Origin of the sequence: Streptomyces sp. NBC_01304 (assembly GCF_035975855.1) — a bacterium.
GTDB lineage: Bacteria > Actinomycetota > Actinomycetes > Streptomycetales > Streptomycetaceae > Streptomyces.
This window is the reverse complement of the sequence record NZ_CP109055.1, coordinates 6498361-6514813: the sequence shown is the minus strand read 5'-3', so window position 1 is coordinate 6514813 and position 16453 is coordinate 6498361. Positions and strand designations below refer to the sequence as shown.

General features: G+C 69.1%; 14 protein-coding genes, 1 tRNA gene and 1 riboswitch. Of the genes, 4 read left to right on the top strand and 11 right to left on the bottom strand.

Translation table 11 applies throughout. The features are described 5' to 3' along the window. Positions 1-35: 35 nt before the first annotated feature. Positions 36-890, top strand: a complete 855-nt coding sequence (locus OG430_RS29050) for a hypothetical protein (protein WP_327355569.1) — start codon at positions 36-38, stop codon at positions 888-890. A 114-nt stretch (positions 891-1004) separates the two neighbouring features. Here the strand turns inward: OG430_RS29050 and OG430_RS29045 are convergent, their stop codons facing one another. Next, positions 1005-1316, bottom strand: coding sequence for a hypothetical protein (locus tag OG430_RS29045; RefSeq protein WP_327355568.1), 312 nt, complete (start codon positions 1314-1316; stop codon positions 1005-1007). Positions 1317-1421: 105 nt separating this feature from the next. Between OG430_RS29045 and OG430_RS29040 the strand changes: the two genes are divergently transcribed. Further along, positions 1422-1652, top strand: coding sequence for a DUF4287 domain-containing protein (locus OG430_RS29040; RefSeq protein WP_327355567.1), 231 nt, complete (start codon positions 1422-1424; stop codon positions 1650-1652). Between the two features lie 117 nt (positions 1653-1769). Here OG430_RS29040 and OG430_RS29035 read toward each other — a convergent pair whose 3' ends face one another. After that, positions 1770-2657, bottom strand: coding sequence for a Bax inhibitor-1/YccA family protein (locus OG430_RS29035; protein ID WP_327355566.1), 888 nt, complete (start codon positions 2655-2657; stop codon positions 1770-1772). Between the two features lie 299 nt (positions 2658-2956). Beyond that, a tRNA-Leu gene (locus OG430_RS29030) sits at positions 2957-3039 on the bottom strand. A 381-nt stretch (positions 3040-3420) separates the two neighbouring features. Between OG430_RS29030 and OG430_RS29025 the strand changes: the two genes are divergently transcribed. Both OG430_RS29025 and OG430_RS29020 read left to right on the top strand, forming a co-directional pair. Next, positions 3421-4197, top strand: coding sequence for an ABC transporter ATP-binding protein (locus tag OG430_RS29025; protein WP_327355565.1), 777 nt, complete (start codon positions 3421-3423; stop codon positions 4195-4197). Between the two features lie 83 nt (positions 4198-4280). Then, positions 4281-6818 carry an ABC transporter permease gene (locus tag OG430_RS29020; RefSeq protein WP_327355564.1) on the top strand — a complete coding sequence of 846 codons (2538 nt, stop codon included), beginning with the start codon at positions 4281-4283 and terminating at the stop codon, positions 6816-6818. A gap of 93 nt (positions 6819-6911) precedes the next feature. On the opposite strand, the gene OG430_RS29015 is transcribed toward OG430_RS29020, so the two are convergent. From OG430_RS29015 to OG430_RS28980, 8 genes are all read right to left on the bottom strand, one after another. Then, complete coding sequence (locus OG430_RS29015; RefSeq protein ID WP_327355563.1) at positions 6912-8204, bottom strand: cyclopropane-fatty-acyl-phospholipid synthase family protein; 1293 nt, start codon at positions 8202-8204, stop codon at positions 6912-6914. A gap of 328 nt (positions 8205-8532) precedes the next feature. Then, positions 8533-9918, bottom strand: coding sequence for an NAD(P)/FAD-dependent oxidoreductase (locus OG430_RS29010; protein ID WP_327355562.1), 1386 nt, complete (start codon positions 9916-9918; stop codon positions 8533-8535). A 435-nt stretch (positions 9919-10353) separates the two neighbouring features. Next, complete coding sequence (locus OG430_RS29005; RefSeq protein WP_327355561.1) at positions 10354-11295, bottom strand: Ppx/GppA phosphatase family protein; 942 nt, start codon at positions 11293-11295, stop codon at positions 10354-10356. A gap of 191 nt (positions 11296-11486) precedes the next feature. After that, positions 11487-12017, bottom strand: a complete 531-nt coding sequence (locus tag OG430_RS29000; protein ID WP_327355560.1) for a DUF501 domain-containing protein — start codon at positions 12015-12017, stop codon at positions 11487-11489. Between the two features lie 52 nt (positions 12018-12069). Continuing rightward, the gene (locus tag OG430_RS28995; protein WP_327355559.1) at positions 12070-12558 is read right to left on the bottom strand and encodes an FtsB family cell division protein; all 489 of its coding nucleotides are present in this window, start codon (positions 12556-12558) and stop codon (positions 12070-12072) included. Positions 12559-12649: 91 nt separating this feature from the next. Next, entirely contained in the window at positions 12650-13936 is a 1287-nt protein-coding gene (gene eno, locus OG430_RS28990; RefSeq protein ID WP_327355558.1) for a phosphopyruvate hydratase, read from the bottom strand. A 389-nt stretch (positions 13937-14325) separates the two neighbouring features. Continuing rightward, positions 14326-15036, bottom strand: coding sequence for a transglycosylase family protein (locus tag OG430_RS28985; protein WP_327355557.1), 711 nt, complete (start codon positions 15034-15036; stop codon positions 14326-14328). Positions 15037-15040: 4 nt separating this feature from the next. Beyond that, positions 15041-15220, bottom strand: a riboswitch (cyclic di-AMP (ydaO/yuaA leader). A gap of 187 nt (positions 15221-15407) precedes the next feature. Further along, the gene (locus tag OG430_RS28980; RefSeq protein WP_327355556.1) at positions 15408-16322 is read right to left on the bottom strand and encodes a transglycosylase family protein; all 915 of its coding nucleotides are present in this window, start codon (positions 16320-16322) and stop codon (positions 15408-15410) included. Positions 16323-16453: the final 131 nt, after the last annotated feature.

Sequence of the window (16453 nt, the reverse complement as noted above, 5' to 3'; positions counted from 1 at the left end):
AAGTCGGGGGTCGACTTTGAACCGGGAGTACGTCAGTGAGCGCCATGCCTCTTGCCCTGCTGCTCGCCACCGCCGCTGCCACGGCCGTGGGCGCCGCGGCCCTGCACTCCGTGCACGGGCTCCGGAAGCAGATTTCGGCACTGCGTGACGAGCTCGTCGTGAGCCGCACTCAGCACGCCGCCGCCCGCACCGCCACCGTCCCGGCCGCCCGCAGCGCCGCTGACGAGATCCCGGACACCAGCACCATCCGTGCCGCCGTCGCCGAGGCCCTCGCCGAGGAGCGCGAGCGCGAGCTGGCCGAGGCCCGCGCCTTCTGGGCCGCCCAGGAGGCCCGTGACGCCGCGGACGCCCCGTCGCTGCTCGGCGGTCTGCCGCCGAACCTGGCCGACGAGCTGTTCCTGCCCCGCCAGTCCGACTTCGTCGGCATCGAGCAGGAGGTCGAGCAGCTCATCGGCGAGCAGCTGATCGGCGAGGCCGGCGAGGGCGCGACCGAGTTCCCTGACGACTCCCCCGAGCTGGCCGCGGCCCGCCGCCGCCACCCCTCGCACCCCGACTTCGTCCCCGTCCAGCAGGTCCGGGACGCCACCGAGGGCGACCACGAGCACACCGTGACCCGCCTCGACGAGCTGGCCATGGCCCAGACGGCGCTCAGCGACGTCCGCCCCGGCCCGCTCGGCACGCTCGACGTCTACGTCTTCACCGACGGCACCACGCTCTGCATGACCCCCGGCCACCGCGAGACCGCGGAGCGCCTGGCCGCCGCCCTGCGCGACGGCGAGACCCCGGTCCTGCTCGGCGGCTCGGGCGTCTCGGGCGCGTACAGCCTGACGTTCTCCTGCGGCGAGGACAACGTGTACATCCTGGCCGACCGGGTCATAGCCTCCGCCTGACTGTTTTTTGCGCCTAAACCGGCGCCGCTCTCGCGGACCTGGTTGATCGCCGCTGTGGTTCCTCAATTGATGGTTGCGGTCACACCGGCGCGCTCCTGCGTTCGCGTACGTACGTCACACGCCCGCGCGCTTCAGTGCCGCCTCCACGAGCCCGAGCGCTTCGGCGAGTTCTTCCTCAGTCGTCAGTACGAGGGCCAAGTCGCGCCCCGCGACGGTGATTTGGTCCGACACCGCGAACAGACCGGCGTCCGGCATCTCGCGCGGCTCGGCCCCGGGTGTCTCCAGGAGCTGGGCTCGGACCGACAACTCCCTGGCCAGGCCCAGTGCCTCGCCCGCCGCGCCGCGCTGCAGGCGGCTCTCGGGCGCGGCCCGCAGGCGGTCGGCGAATCGGTCCACGGCGTTCGTCAGCGGCGTCGTATCAAGCACACCGCGACCCTATGCGCCGATACGGGACTGTTGCCAACGCCCCAACACTCAGGCACGGTGGCGTGAAGGACTATCGACCTACATCGCCAGCGTCCGGAGGCGCCGATGTCCCTAGTCTTCTCCGAGGAGACCCACCGCAATCTGCTCGCCCGCATCCCCCACTGCACAGGCCGCGAAGTGTCCGACTGGCTTCGCGCCGTAGAAGATGGCCCGTCCTTCCTCCGCTTCGAGGAGAAGGTCATGTGGCTCCGAGGCGAATACGACCTCGCGTACGGCCACGCGAAAGCGATCGTCCACGAGTACGACATGAGGAGGGCCGCGCGCAGGCTGCTGTGAGCGTGCGCCGCCGTGAACGGACCACGCATCCGACGACGACGAAGGGCCCGCGGATCTCTCGATCCGCGGGCCCTTCGCTGTGTGCCGGTGCCTACCGGCAGACGACTACCACTACCGCTAGTCGTTGCCCTGCAGGATGGAGATCAGCCGCAGCATCTCCAGGTAGATCCACACCAGGGTCATGGTGAGGCCGAAGGCCGCCAGCCAGGACTCCTCGCGCGGGGCGCCGTACGCGATGCCGTCCTCGACCTGCTTGAAGTCCATGGCGAGGAAGAACGCACCGAGCAGGATGCCGACGATGCCGAAGACGACGCCCAGCGGGCCGCTGCGGAAGCCGAGGCCGTCGCCGCCGCCGAAGACCATGAACAGCAGGTTCACGGCGGTGAGGATGACGAACGCGGTCGCCGCGATGATCACGAAGCGGGTGAAGCGGGCGTTCACGCGCACGATGCGGGTCTTGTACAGCACCAGCATGGTGACGAAGACCGCCATCGTGCCGAGCACGGCCTGCATCGGGGCGCCGGGCACCCACTTGTTGGTGTAGTTGCTGATCGCACCGAGGAAGACGCCCTCGAGACCCGCGTACGTCAGGATCAGCGCGGGCATCGGCTTGCGCTTGAACGACTGGACGAGCGCGAGCACCATCGCCACGAGGCCGGCCGCGATGGCCGGGCCGAGGCTCAGGTCGGTGATCCAGGCGGCGGCGGCGCCGACGATCACGAGGCCGAGCGTCATGCCCGTCCGCGCGACGACGTCGTCCATCGTCATCCGGTTACCGGTGGCGACCGGGGCCTGCGGGGCGCCGTGCTGGAGGTCCTGCTGCGCGTAGGGGTTGTTCTGCGCGTACGGATTCGTCGGTGCCTGGGCGTACGGGTTACCGCCCGCGTACGGGCTGCCCTGGGTACCGACGGCGGGGCCCCCGGCCTGCGGCGCCGAGCCGAAGCCCGCGGTGCCGTTGTCGCGGCTGAACCCCCGTCGCGAGAAGACCGGGTTGCTGCTCCTCATTTCACTCCTCTGCGCCATCACGACCGGCCACCTTGCGCGGCCGTACGTCAAGAGTAATGCGTTAGCAAAAGATGCACCCTAGTGCTCTGGGAGGATCTTTCTCCTCCGTAGAGCAAACGGCTAGTGGAATACCTTCCCCGTCTGCGCCTCCGGAGACCTCGGGCCGCCCGCGGAGGCGTCCACAGAGGCCTTCACGGGACGATCCGGACATCATGCGAGGGGGTCTCGGCGTCATGATCGACTGAGGGGGTCGAGCGAGGGTCCGGGAGCACCTGCTCCACCCGACGGCCGGCGGAAGGTGCCCGGAACCGGACTTGAACCGGTACGCCCGCAAGGGGCAGCGAGGTTTAAGCTCGCCGTGTCTGCATTCCACCATCCGGGCAGGCCGTGGGCTCCGCATATGCGGGTTCCGAGCCTATCCGGAGGCATCCCCCGAACAGCTCAACAACAGACCGATGTTGTCTTATTTTATTGACGCCTGAGGGGCCGTCAGGCAACGGGATCGGTCATCCGCACTTGCCGCAGGCGGTTCCCCGGGTACGAGGCCACCGGCAAGGAATGACGGAATTCCGCCCCCGCCGCGCGTGCCGCCGAGCCCCCGCCGCCCTCAGGGTCCCGGTCATCCCCAGGTATGACGCGGCCCCCGTCCGGTCAGCCTGGAGAGGAAGGGCAGAGCAGGAACTGGGGCTGACTTCATCAGGTCATCGGGCTTGGACGATGGAAGCGTCCTCCCACCCCGTCGTCCCGACAGGAGCCCTGCCCCGTGACCACCACCCCCTTCGCTCAGCAGGCAACAGCGACAGCGGTAGCCGCGCGCGCCACCGACCTCTCCAAGGTCTACGGACAGGGCGAGACCCAGGTGGTCGCCCTGGACCGGGTCACCGTCGACTTCCGGCAGGCCGAGTTCACCGCGATCATGGGCCCCTCGGGGTCCGGCAAGTCGACGCTGATGCACTGCGTGGCCGGGCTCGACTCGTTCAGCAGCGGCAGCGTCCGCATCGGCGACACCGAGCTGGGCTCGCTCAAGGACAAGCAGCTCACGCAGCTGCGCCGCGACAAGATCGGCTTCATCTTCCAGGCGTTCAACCTGCTGCCGACCCTGACCGCGGCCGAGAACATCACGCTGCCCATGGACATCGCGGGCCGCAAGCACGACAAGCAGTGGCTGGCCCAGGTCATCGAGATGGTCGGCCTCAAGGACCGCCTCGGGCACCGCCCCAGCCAGCTCTCCGGCGGCCAGCAGCAGCGCGTCGCCGTGGCCCGTGCGCTCGCCTCCAAGCCCGACATCATCTTCGGCGACGAGCCGACCGGAAACCTGGACTCGCGCTCGGGTGCCGAGGTCCTCGGGTTCCTGCGCAACTCGGTGCGCGAGCTCGGCCAGACCGTGGTGATGGTGACGCACGACCCGGTGGCGGCGGCGTACGCGGACCGTGTCGTCTTCCTCGCCGACGGGCGGATCGTCGACGAGCTGCACGAGCCCACCGCGGACAACGTCCTCGACCGCATGAAGCGCTTCGACGCCAAGGGCCGCACCAGCTGAGGCCCGCCGGGCTCGCCGCGCCAACCCGTGCGCCGAGCCCACCAGCCCGCTGAACCGGCCCTCACCCCACAGGACTTCACACCATGTTCCGTACCGCCTTGCGCAACGTACTCGCGCACAAGGCCAGGCTCCTGATGACCGTGCTCGCCGTCATGCTCGGCGTCGCGTTCGTCTCCGGCACCCTGGTCTTCACCAACACCATCTCCGACGCGTTCCAGAACAGCTCCGCCAAGGGCTTCACGCACGTCGACGTCGCCATCCAGCCCGACAAGGCCGACGGCGACAAGAGCAATCCCGGCGCCGCCCCCAAGCTGAGCCAGGAGCTCGTCGACAAGGCCGCGAAGGTGCCCGGCGCCAAGGACGCCACCGGCACCGTCTCCGGGTTCGCCGCGATCGCCGACAAGGACGGCAAGCTCGTCGGCGAGGGCTGGTCCACCAGCGGCGCCAACTACTACCCGGGCAAGGACGGCAAGGACGTCCGCTACCCGATGCAGACCGGCAACGCCCCTAACGGCAAGGGCGAGGTCGCCCTCGACGCCAAGACCGCCGAGCGCGCCGGGTTCAAGGTCGGCGACACCGTGCGGATGTCCATCAACGGGCCGGTCCTGGAGCAGAAGGTCTCCGGCATCTTCACCACCGACGACGGCAACGTCGCCGCCGGCGGCAGCCTCGCGCTCTTCGACACCAGGACGGCGCAAGAGCTCTACGCGATGCCCGGCAAGTTCAGCGAGATCAACGTGCAGGCGGCGCCCGGCACTTCGCAGTCCGCGCTGAAGGCCGAGATCGACAAAATCCTGCCGAAGGACCAGGCCGAGGCCACCACCGGCAAGAAGCTCGCCGACGACCAGGGCAAGATGATCGCCGCCGGCATGAGCGGCATGAAGACCGGCATGCTCGTCTTCGCCGGCATCTCGCTCTTCGTCGGCATCTTCATCATCGCCAACACCTTCACCATGCTGGTCGCCCAGCGCACCAAGGAGCTCGCCCTGATGCGGGCGGTCGGTGCGAGTCGCCGCCAGGTCACGCGCTCCGTCCTGCTCGAAGCGCTCGTCGTCGGAGCCGTCGCCGCCGTCACCGGTCTGATCGCCGGCATCGGCATCGGGGCCGGACTGCGCTCGCTGATGGGCACGCTCGGGATGACCGTCCCGGACGGCCCGCTGGTGATCGGCGGTTCGACCGTCGTCATCTCGCTGATCGTCGGTGTCGTCGTGACGATGCTGGCCGCCTGGCTGCCGGGCCGCCGCGCCGCGAAGATCCCGCCGGTCGCCGCGATGAGCAGCGTGCACGCCACCGCGACCACCAAGTCCCTGGTCGTACGCAACTCCATCGGCGCCCTCTTCTCGGGCGCGGGCATCGCCGCCGTGCTCGCCGGGGCGAGCCGGGGCATGGACGGCAAGGAGATCGTCGGCCTGGGCGCCGCGCTCCTGGTGATCGGCGTCTTCGTCCTCACCCCGCTGCTTTCCCGCCCGATCATCGCGGCCGCGGCCCCGCTCCTGAAGCTGTTCGGCATCTCCGGGAAGCTCGCCCGGCAGAACTCCGTACGCAACCCGCGCCGCACCGCCGCGACCGCCTCGGCGCTGATGATCGGGCTGACCCTGATCACCGGCATGACGGTGATCGCGGGCAGTGTCCAAAAGGGCATCGACCGGATGGCGACGGACTCCCTGAAGTCCGACTACATCGTGTCGATGGCGAACATGAACTCGCTCTCGCCCGACGTCGAGAAGAAGCTGAACAGCCTCGACGACGTCACCGCGACCAGCCCCATGCGGGTCTCCCCCGCGCGGGTCGACGGCAACAACGAGGACCTGGTGGGCGTCGACGCCAAGACGATCGGCGAGCTCACGGCCCTCGACTTCAAGCAGGGCTCCTTCGCCGACATGACCGGCGACAAGGTGGTCGTCGACAAGGACATCGCCGAGGAGAACGGCTGGAAGGTCGGGTCCGGCTTCCCGGTCACGTACGAGGACGGCAAGAAGGGCACCCTGCGGGTCGGCGCCGTCTACGAGGGCAACGAGATGATCAACGGGATCATCCTCGACAAGGACACCCTCGCCCCGCACCAGCGCGAGACCGGCGACCGACAGGTCTTCGTGAAAACCAAGGACGGCGCGTCCTCGCAGGTCAAGGACGCCCTGACCAAGGACCTGGGCAGCAACCCGGCCGTCCTCGTGCAGGACAAGAAGGACATCTCCGAGGGCATCGCGGCGATGTTCACGCTGATGCTGAACATGCTGTACGGCCTGCTCGCCATGGCGGTCATCGTGGCCGTGCTCGGCGTGATCAACACCCTGGCCATGTCGGTCTTCGAGCGCTCCCAGGAGATCGGGATGCTCCGGGCGATCGGCCTCGACCGCAAGGGCATCAAGCGCATGGTGCGCATGGAGTCCCTGGTGATCTCGCTGTTCGGCGGGGTGCTCGGGATCGGGCTCGGAGTGTTCTTCGGCTGGGCGGCCGGTGAGCTGATCGGCGGCTCGATGGCCACGTACGAACTGGTCCTGCCCTGGGGCCGGATGGGCATCTTCCTCGCCCTGGCCGCGGCGGTCGGCATCCTCGCGGCGCTGTGGCCGGCCCGGCGGGCGGCCAAGATGAACATGCTCGCGGCGATCAAGTCCGAGTAGCCGCAGGCGAATCGGGCCCCGGACACGAACCGTGTCCGGGGCCCTTCGTGTTGCGCCCGCTCGCTCGCTTGCCCTGTCCGGCGCGTTCTCGCCCTACGTGCGCCACTCGCGGGAACGCAGCGGCAGCCCCGACACCCCGGACTCCGGGGTCTTCACGGCGAGCACCTGGTTGACGCCGATCCGGTTCCGGTCGAAGGACAGGGCACATGCCGCCATGTAGAGCCGCCACACGCGGGCCCGGCCGGGCGAGGAGAGCCGCACCGCCCGCTCCCAGTCGGCCTCCAGATTGGCGACCCACTTCCGCAGGGTGAGCGCGTAGTGCTCGCGTATCGACTCCAGGTCCCGCACCTCGAACCCGGCGTCCTCGAGCAGCCCCACGGTCCGCCCCACCGGGGCGAGTTCACCGTCCGGGAAGACGTACGCGTCGATGAACTCATCGATTTCGTACGCCCCCTCGTCGACCTCCGGACGCCGCGCGATCTGATGGTTGAGCAGCCGACCACCGGGCCTGAGCAGGGCGTGCAGGTCGCGTGCGTACTCCAAGTAGCGCCCGGATCCGACGTGTTCGGCCATGCCGATCGACGAGATCGCGTCGTACGGCCCGTCCTTGACGTCGCGATAGTCCTGCACACGGATCTCGATCCGGTCGGTGAGCCCCTCCTCCGCGATGCGCTTTCGGGCGTACGCCGCCTGCTCGCGGGAGAGCGTGATGCCGACGACGTGTACGCCGTGCTCGCGGGCCGCGTGGATCGCCATGGAGCCCCAGCCGCAGCCGACGTCGAGGAGGCGCCGGCCCTCCTTCAAGTCGAGCTTGCGGCAGATGAGTTCGAGCTTGTCGCGCTGGGCGTCATCGAGGCTTCCGTCCTCGGTCCAGTACGCGCACGAATAGACCATGGACGGGCCGAGCACCAGCTCGTAGAAGTCGTTGCCCACGTCGTAGTGGTGGCTGATGGCCTGCCGGTCGCGGATCTTCGTGTGCAGCGGGCCGCTGCGCCGGCCGACCTCCTCGGCGGGCGGCGGCGGGGGCGGCAGCGGTCCGGCGAGCCTCACCAGCTCGCGGGCGGCGGCCCGGATCTTCGGGTCCCGGGCCAGGTCGAGTCTGCGGCGGGTGGGCCCGTCGTTCTCCCAGAGGAGGCCGGCGATGCGCTCCAGGGCGGCGTACAGATCCCCCTCGATGTCGATCTCCCCGGCCACCCAGGCGCGGGCCAGGCCCAGCTCGCCCGGCTTCCACAGCAGCCGACGCAGGGCCCTGCGGTGGCGTACGACGAGGGTGGGGGCGTCGGGCGGGCCCGACGCGCTTCCGTCCCAGGCGCGGATGCGGATCGGGAGCGGGACCCCCAGGAGCTGCTCGGCGAGGGCTCTCAGCCGCGGCGCGGCGTCGGTCATGGTGTCACCTTCCCGGTACGAGGCACGGTTGGGTCCAACACCACGTAAACACCGGGACGGGGTGTGCGCAGTCCCGGCGGGGCATTTCTTCTCCCCACCCCGCCCCTTCCCGTAATTCTGCGAAGCCTTCCGCCCTTCGGGCGGTGTCCTCGAACGCCGGACGGGCTGAATATTCAGCCCGTCCGGCGTTTGAGGACAGTCTTTGAAGCCGTCCGCAGGACTTTCGGGAAGGGGCGGGGTGGGGAGATAAACGCCGAAGGGACCGCCCGCACCACGGATGGCGAGCGGCCCCTTCGGGGTCTAGCTATGACTTGCTATGAGCGCGAGGTCAGGAGGCCTTGGCCTTCTCAGCCCCGGCCGAGGCCTTCTCCGCGACCGGCGGAGCCACGGGCGCCGGCTTGGCCGCCTCGTAGAACTCCTCGCGCGGAGTCTCCATCGCACCGAGCGAGACGACCTCACGCTTGAGGAACATCGCGAGCGTCCAGTCGGCGAAGACCCGGATCTTGCGGTTGAACGTCGGCATCGCCATGCCGTGGTACGCGCGGTGCATGTACCAGGCCAGACGGCCCTTGAGCTTGATCTTCATCTTGCCCATGACGATCATCGCGACGCCCTTGTGGAGGCCGAGACCCGCCACCGCACCCTTGTTGGCGTGCTTGTACTCCTGCTGCGGGAAGCCCCGCATGCCGGAGATGACGTTGTCGCCGAGGACCTTGGCCTGACGCAGCGCGTGCTGGGCGTTCGGCGGGCACCAGGCGCCCTCGCCGACGGCGAGGTCCGGGACCTGGGCGTTGTCGCCCGCGGCCCAGATGTAGTCGCTGCCCTGGACCTGGAGGGTCGTCTGGGTGTCGACGTGACCGCGCGGGCCGAGCGGCAGACCGAAGCGCTGCAGCGCCGGGTTGGGCTTGACGCCCGCGGTCCACACGATGGTGTTGGAGTCGACCTCGAGGCCGTTCTTGAGCATCACGTGGCCGTCGACGCAGGAGTCGAGGGAGGTACCGAGGTAGATCTCGATCCCGCGGCCCTCGAGGTGCTCCTTGCCGTACTGGCCGAGCTTCGGGCCGACCTCGGGAAGGATCTTGTCCGCGGCGTCGACGAGCACGAAGCGCATGTCCTCGCGCTTCACGTTGTTGTAGTACTTGGCCGCGTCCCGGGCCATGTCCTCGACCTCGCCGATCGTCTCGGCACCGGCGAAGCCACCGCCGACGAAGACGAAGGTCAGCGCCTTGCGGCGGACGTCCTCGTCCTGCGTCGAGTCGGCCTTGTCGAGCTGCTCGAGGACGTGGTTGCGCAGGCCGATGGCCTCCTCGACGCCCTTCATGCCGATGCCCTGCTCGGCGAGGCCGGGGATCGGGAAGGTGCGGGAGATGGCGCCGAGCGCGATGACCAGGTAGTCGAAGGGCAGCTCGTACGCCTCGCCGACCAGCGGGGCGATGGAGGCGACCTTGCGGTCCTGGTCGATGGTCGTGACGCGTCCGGTGAGCACCTCGGCCTTGGGCAGAACGCGTCGCAGCGGTACGACGACGTGCCTCGGGGAGATGCTGCCGGCAGCGGCTTCGGGGAGGAAGGGCTGGTACGTCATGTACGACCGCGGGTCGACGACCGTGACGGTCGCCTCGCCGTAGCGCATCTTCTTGAGAATGCGCCGAGCTGCGTACAGGCCTACGTACCCACCGCCTACAACGAGGATTCGGGGACGCTCCGTGGTGCTCATGCCATCGAGTATCCACCCGCTCGACGGGGGTCGCTCGTGAGCCCCTTCACAAGGGTCTGGACTGCCTCTGCTACACTCCGCGGCCCACGTGACACACTTCATGGCCGCGCGAGGGAACCATGGTGTAGTACGCGAGGCCCGAGACCCCCGCTGAGCTGCCCGTCTCGGCGCCCCCGGAAGTGGACCACCGCCTCGGTTCACACGGGCGTCACACCCCTGGAACCCTCCGGTTTCCCTGCCGAGAGGCCTTCCGGACCGCTGATTCGTCGCTGATTCGGGTTCCGGGTCCCCGAACTTCGACCATCGGGGCCCTTTTCCTTGTGAAGAACTTCACGAAGTTCATGTGGACGACGGACCGGAAGTCCCGCTTCCGGCCCGTCGCGCCTGCTCAGTGGTGCAGTGACCCCGCTCAAGTGGCCCCGCTCATGACCCTGCTCAGGCGAGGGACCAGGCGATCCCGTCGAGGATGTCGTGCTCGCTCACGACGATCTCGTCGAAGCCCCACCACTCCATGATCAGCATGAGGACGAGGGCGCCGGACGCGATCACGTCGACCCGGCCCGGGTGCATCACGGAGATCGCCGCGCGCTCGGCGTGCGTCGAGCTCAGCAGCCGCTCGGTGATCGCCTTCACCTCGCTGAACGGGATGCGGGAGTGGTGGATCGCGGCGGAGTCGTACTCCTCGAGCCCGAGCGCGATCCCGGCGACCGTGGTGACCGACCCGGCGAGGCCGACCAGGGTGAGGTCCTTGCCGATCGGCATGGTCTGCGTGACGAGGTCCAGGCCCGTGGCGATGTCCTCGCGGATCGCCTCGATCTCGGCCGCGGTCGGGGGGTCGCTGACCTGGCCGTCGTGGACGAGGTGGCGCTCGGTCATGCGGACGCAGCCGACGTCGATGGAGCGGGCCGCCCGGACGCTGTCCTCCCCCACCACGAACTCGGTGGAGCCGCCGCCGATGTCGATGACGAGGTAGGGACCGGTGAGGTCCGGGTGGCCCGTGAGCTCCTTGGTCGCGCCGGTGAAGGAGAACGCGGCCTCCTGGTCACCGGTGATCACTTCCGGCTCGACGCCGAGGATGTCCAGGACGCCCTGGACGAACTCGTCCCTGTTCTCCGCGTCGCGGGAGGCGCTTGTCGCCACGAAGCGGACCTTCTCGGCGCCGTGCTCCTTGATCGCCGCTGCGTACTCACGGCACGCCGCGAAGGTGCGCTCCAGCGCGTCGGGAGCCAGCCTGCCGGTCTCGTCGACGCCCTGTCCGAGGCGGACGATGGTCATGCGGCGATCGAGGTCGACGAGCTCGCCCGTCGTCGGGTCGGCGTCCGCGATCAGCAGGCGGATGGAGTTGGTTCCGCAGTCGATGGCGGCTACGCGGGTCATGGGGGGCTCCTGTCGTTTTTGATTCCCCAGCCCGCCCCTTCCCGAAATCCTGCGGAGCTGTGTCCTCAAACGCCGGACGGGCTGATGAAATCAGCCCGTCCGGCGTTTGAGGACAGCCACGCGGCGGAGCCGCATAGTGTCACCGTGAAGCCGGCGGCAGCCTTACGGGAAGGGGCGGGGTGGGGGAGAAATCAGTTCTCGTCCGCCGCCGGCAGCGTCACGCAAGCGCCCTTGCGCCACCACTCCGGCAGCATCGCCAGAGCCTCGTCCCCGAGGGGATTGACCCCGGGGCCCGCGGCCAGGGAGTGGCCGACGAGGACGTGGAGGCACTTCACGCGGTCCGGCATGCCCCCCGCCGAGGGGAACCCGGCCAGGACCTCGATCTCGTCGCGGCGACGGATGTAGTCCTCGTGGGCCGCCCGATAGGCGGCGGCCAGCTCGGGGTCGGTGGCGAGGCGCTCTGTCATCTCCTTCATCACGCCGTTGGCCTCGAGCGTGCCGATCGCCGAGGCGGCCTTGGGGCACGTCAGGTAGTACGTCGTCGGGAAGGGCGTACCGTCCGGCAGCCGCGGCGCCGTCTCGACCACGTCCGGCTGCCCGCAGGGGCACCGGTGGGCGATGGCCCGCAGGCCGCGCGGCGGACGGCCCAGCTGCTGCTTGAAGGCCTCGACATCGGCGTCGGTGGGCTCGGTGCGCGGCGTGGACGGCGGGGGCGTTTCCATGGGGGTGCTTACGTCTTTCAGTCAGAGTGCGAAGAGTCGAGAGTGCGGAGCTTCAGTCGTCGGTGCGGTAGCGGTCCGCCCGGTCGACCCCGTCGAAGAGGTTCGCGTACCAGGCCCGGTCCGCCGCCGCCCCCTGGTCCGTGCGGCGCCGCGTCGCGCCGGACGGGTCGACCACCGTGAAGCCGGTCTCGCCGGGATTGACCATGTGCAGCCGCTCGCGCGCCTGCTGCTCGACGTACGCCGGGTCCTGCCAGCGGGCCTTGGCGTCCCGCAGCTCCTCCGCCTCGCGGCGGGCGTCGTCGAGCTTCTGCTGCTCCTCGACGATGTCCGCGCGCTGGCCGACGTACTGCCTTATCGGGTACGCCAGCGCGACGATCAGCGAGCACAGGACGAGCGCGAGCAGCGCGGCACGGCCGGTGAGCCGGGAGCGGCGGGCCTGGCGTTTGGTCTGCGAGCGGTAGACGCGGGCGGCGGTCTGCTCGCCGAGCAGGCGGATCCTGGTAGCGGTGGAGAACCGGTCCCGGTTCTTGGTCGCTCCCATGCTCGCCTCCCCGTTACGCGCGTACGTCCCCGCACACGGTACGGGACCGAGTGCGGGGACGTACGTACGACTGGCTACGAGGCCTGAGCGATCAGCCCTTGAAGCGCGGGAAGGCGCTGCGGCCCGCGTACACCGCGGCGTCGTCGAGGATCTCCTCGATGCGAAGGAGCTGGTTGTACTTGGCGACGCGCTCGGAGCGGGCCGGGGCGCCGGTCTTGATCTGGCCGCAGTTGGTGGCGACGGCGAGGTCGGCGATGGTGACGTCCTCGGTCTCGCCGGAGCGGTGGGACATCATGCACTTGTAGCCGGCGTTCTGCGCCATGGAGACGGCGTCCAGGGTCTCGGTCAGCGAACCGATCTGGTTGACCTTGACCAGGAGGGCGTTGGCGGAGCCCTCCTCGATGCCGCGGGCCAGGCGCTCCGGGTTGGTGACGAAGAAGTCGTCGCCGACGATCTGGACCTTGTCGCCCAGCTTGTCGGTGAGGACCTTCCAGCCCGCCCAGTCGTCCTCGAACAGCGGGTCCTCGATGGAGACCATCGGGTAGTCGGCGACGAGCTGCTCGTAGTACTCGGTCATCTCGGCGGCCGAGAGGGACTTGCCCTCGAACTCGTACTTGCCGTCCTTGTAGAACTCGGACGCGGCGACGTCGAGCGCCAGGCCGATCTGCTCGCCGGGGACGTAACCGGCCTGCTTGATGGCCTCGAGGATGAGGTCGAGCGCGGCGCGGTTGGAGTCCAGGTTCGGCGCGAAGCCGCCCTCGTCGCCCAGGCCGGTGGAGAGGCCCTTGGCCTTCAGGACGGACTTGAGGGTGTGGTAGACCTCGGTGCCCCAGCGCAGCGCCTCGGAGAAGGACTCCGCGCCGATCGGGGCGATCATGAACTCCTGGATGTCGACGTTGGAGTCGGCGTGCGACCCACCGTTCAGGATGTTCATCATCGGGACGGGCAGCAGGTGCGCGTTCGGGCCACCGAGGTAGCGGAACAGCGGCAGGTCGGACGCCTCGGAGGCGGCGTGCGCGACGGCGAGCGAGACGCCGAGGATGGCGTTGGCGCCGAGCGAGCCCTTGTTGTCGGTGGCGTCCAGGTCGAACATGGCCTGGTCGATGAGGCGCTGCTCGGTGGCGTCGTACCCGACGAGCTCCGGGCCGATCTGCTCGATGACGGCGAGGACAGCCTTCTCGACGCCCTTGCCCTGGTAACGGTTGGGGTCACCGTCACGGAGTTCGATGGCCTCGAAGGCACCGGTGGAGGCGCCGGACGGAACTGCAGCACGGCCGGTGCTGCCGTCGTCGAGGCCGACCTCGACCTCGACCGTGGGGTTGCCTCGGGAGTCCAGGATTTCCCGGGCTACGACGACGTCGATGGACGGCACGAGCATCTCCTTATGGGATGTGACGCTAGATGTGACCCAAGTCGTGCGGGTCGGCGCAGGGTCGCTTTCGGCCTTGCGACACGAGCCTAACCGGCTCTGGAGCATCCACCAGCCGACTGCTCGCCTCATGGGACGAAAAGAGGCCTGAAGGCCCTCCAACCAGGGCAAAAGGCCTGTTTACTACTCGCCAGTACATCCACCATCAATTGATCAGCCCCCACGGCGAGCAACCAGGTCCGCGAGAGCGGCGCCGGTTTAGGCGCAAAAGACAGACATGACCCCGCCCCGACGCGCACGGGGGAGAGCGCGCCGGGGCGGGAGTGTGGGGGGTGTGGGGGGATCACCCGGATCGCGGGCCGGATCTGATCACCGGCGCCGCGGGCTGCTGCTGCTGCTTACTTCAGGTGCAGCTGCTGGCCCGGGAAGATGAAGTCCGCGTCGTCGATGATGTCCTTGTTCAGCTTGAACAGCTGCTGCCAGCCGCCCTTGACGCCGTGCGCCTCGGCGATCTTGGACAGGGTGTCGCCGGACTTCACCTTGTACTCGCCGTCGCCCTTCTTCACCTTCTTGCCGGTCGGGGTCTCGACCGTCTTGCTCTTCGAGCCGGTGTCGGTGCGCGGGGTCTCGGTCTTCGGCGCGGACTGCTGCTTCTGCTGCGGGGCCGCCTGCTGCTGCTTCTGCTGCGGGGCGGACTGGGTGCCGGTGGAGCCACCACCGCTGTACGTGGCGTTGGACAGGCCCACACCACAGCTCGGCCAGGCGCCCTTGCCCTGGCTCGCGAGGACCTTCTCGGCCACGGCTATCTGCTGCGACTTGGAGGCCTGGTCGGCGGTGGCCGCGTAGGCGGTGCCGCCGTGCGCGGCCCAGGTGGAGGCCGAGAACTGCAGGCCGCCGTAGTAGCCGTTGCCCGTGTTGATGGACCAGTTGCCGCCGGCCTCGCACTGCGCGACGGCGTCCCACTCCGAGGAGGTGGCGGCGGAAGCGGTGCCCGCGGTCATCAGCGGCGCGGCGACCGCGGCGCCCGCGACACCGGCCACGGCGACGGCGCGGGTGGCCTTCTCGGCCTTGGTCATACGACGGTGCTTGCCCTTGCCGGAAAACAGCATGGAGTGATCCCCTCACCGACGCCTACGAGGTGAGCTGTCGGGTTCGGGCCAAGTGAGTTGCCCGGTCGCGGATACGTACGGAACGCATTCGCGACTTCACCCCAAGCCGAGCCGGCTATTTCTCAACAACCGGACCCGGCGCAAACCTTGGGTCCCCCGCTCCTGCCTACGGCGCTTTACGCGTCGACTGTTCCCTGCGGCCGTCGGCAGGATTCGGCGTGACGGCTTCGGGGCCCGCGAGTGGCGAGCGGTCACGACCGTAAACATGCGATCCCCGGAAATACAAAGACGATCGGGGTCGATGAGACCCATCTCTCATCGACCCCGATGTCTCTTTATTACGGACATTCAGCAATGAACCGCCGCCGCAACTACCGTTGCTTTTCCCCGAGATCGAGGCTTTGGCCAGGGAGGATGAGGTTCGGGTCGGCGCCGACGACTTGCTCGTTGTCGGCGTAGAGGGCCGGCCAGCCGCCCTCGATGTCGTGACTGTCGGCGATGGCCCAGAGGTTGTCCCCCGGGCGCACTTCGTACGCCCCCTCGGCGTCGTCGCGCGAGTCGCCGCGGGAGGCGTGCCGGCCGTCGGACTCGTCGCCGGACTTGTCGCCGGACGCGCCTTCGTCGGCGCGGTCGCCGCGGTGCCGGCCGCCGCCTTCGGAGGGGGTCGACGGGGAGGGGTCGGGGGACGGGGTGGCGGACTCGGTGGGCGAAGGCGTCACATCCTGACCGGAGTTATCACCCTTGCCCGATTCGCCCGATTCCCCCTCTTCGCCTTCCTTGCCCTCTTCGCCCTTGTCGTGATTCTTGTCTCCCGACTCGCTGGGCGTGTCGGTCGGCTCGCCCGAGGGATCCGCCGATTCCGACGGCGCCGGGGACTCCGTGGACGGTGAAGGAGTCGGGGACGCCTCGTCCGAGGGCGTGAGCCCCGCGATCGGCGCGCAGGTCGGCCAGGCGTCCTTGCCCTGCGCCGCGAGCACCTTCTCGGCGACGGCTATCTGCTCGCTGCGGCTGGCCAGGTCGGCGCGCGGCGCGTGGTCGAGACCGCCGAAGGCCTCCCAGGTCTCCTGCGAGAACTGCAGCCCGCCGTAATACCCGTTGCCCATGTCGGCGCTCCACACGCCGCCGCTCTCGCACGCGGCGAGGCGGTCCCAGGTGGCCCCGTCCGCGGCACTGGCGCTGGTGGCGCCGAGCAGCGGGATGGCGACCGCCGATCCGGTCACTCCCGCCGCGACGAGGAGGGCGGGAGCCTGGCGGGGACGTCGGTGACGACCGTTGCCGGTGAGCATGCGACTGCCTTTCGAGGGACAGCGGTGACAGCTGAGCAGACAGCGAACGTAGCGAGACTCGAACGCTTGTCACAAGTCGATGCAGCGGAGATCACGTGAAAGTCACAGAGTTGACGGACCGTCAGGCAGTA

Coding starts and splice junctions, on each gene's coding strand:
- OG430_RS29040 (WP_327355567.1), top strand. CDS start 1,422: ATGTCCCTAGTCTTCTCCGAGGAGACCCACCGCAATCTGCTCGCCCGC.
- OG430_RS29035 (WP_327355566.1), bottom strand. CDS start 2,657: ATGAGGAGCAGCAACCCGGTCTTCTCGCGACGGGGGTTCAGCCGCGAC.
- OG430_RS29020 (WP_327355564.1), top strand. CDS start 4,281: ATGTTCCGTACCGCCTTGCGCAACGTACTCGCGCACAAGGCCAGGCTC.
- OG430_RS29015 (WP_327355563.1), bottom strand. CDS start 8,204: ATGACCGACGCCGCGCCGCGGCTGAGAGCCCTCGCCGAGCAGCTCCTG.
- OG430_RS29010 (WP_327355562.1), bottom strand. CDS start 9,918: ATGAGCACCACGGAGCGTCCCCGAATCCTCGTTGTAGGCGGTGGGTAC.
- OG430_RS29005 (WP_327355561.1), bottom strand. CDS start 11,295: ATGACCCGCGTAGCCGCCATCGACTGCGGAACCAACTCCATCCGCCTG.
- OG430_RS29000 (WP_327355560.1), bottom strand. CDS start 12,017: ATGGAAACGCCCCCGCCGTCCACGCCGCGCACCGAGCCCACCGACGCC.
- OG430_RS28995 (WP_327355559.1), bottom strand. CDS start 12,558: ATGGGAGCGACCAAGAACCGGGACCGGTTCTCCACCGCTACCAGGATC.
- eno (WP_327355558.1), bottom strand. CDS start 13,936: ATGCTCGTGCCGTCCATCGACGTCGTCGTAGCCCGGGAAATCCTGGAC.
- OG430_RS28985 (WP_327355557.1), bottom strand. CDS start 15,036: ATGCTGTTTTCCGGCAAGGGCAAGCACCGTCGTATGACCAAGGCCGAG.
- OG430_RS28980 (WP_327355556.1), bottom strand. CDS start 16,322: ATGCTCACCGGCAACGGTCGTCACCGACGTCCCCGCCAGGCTCCCGCC.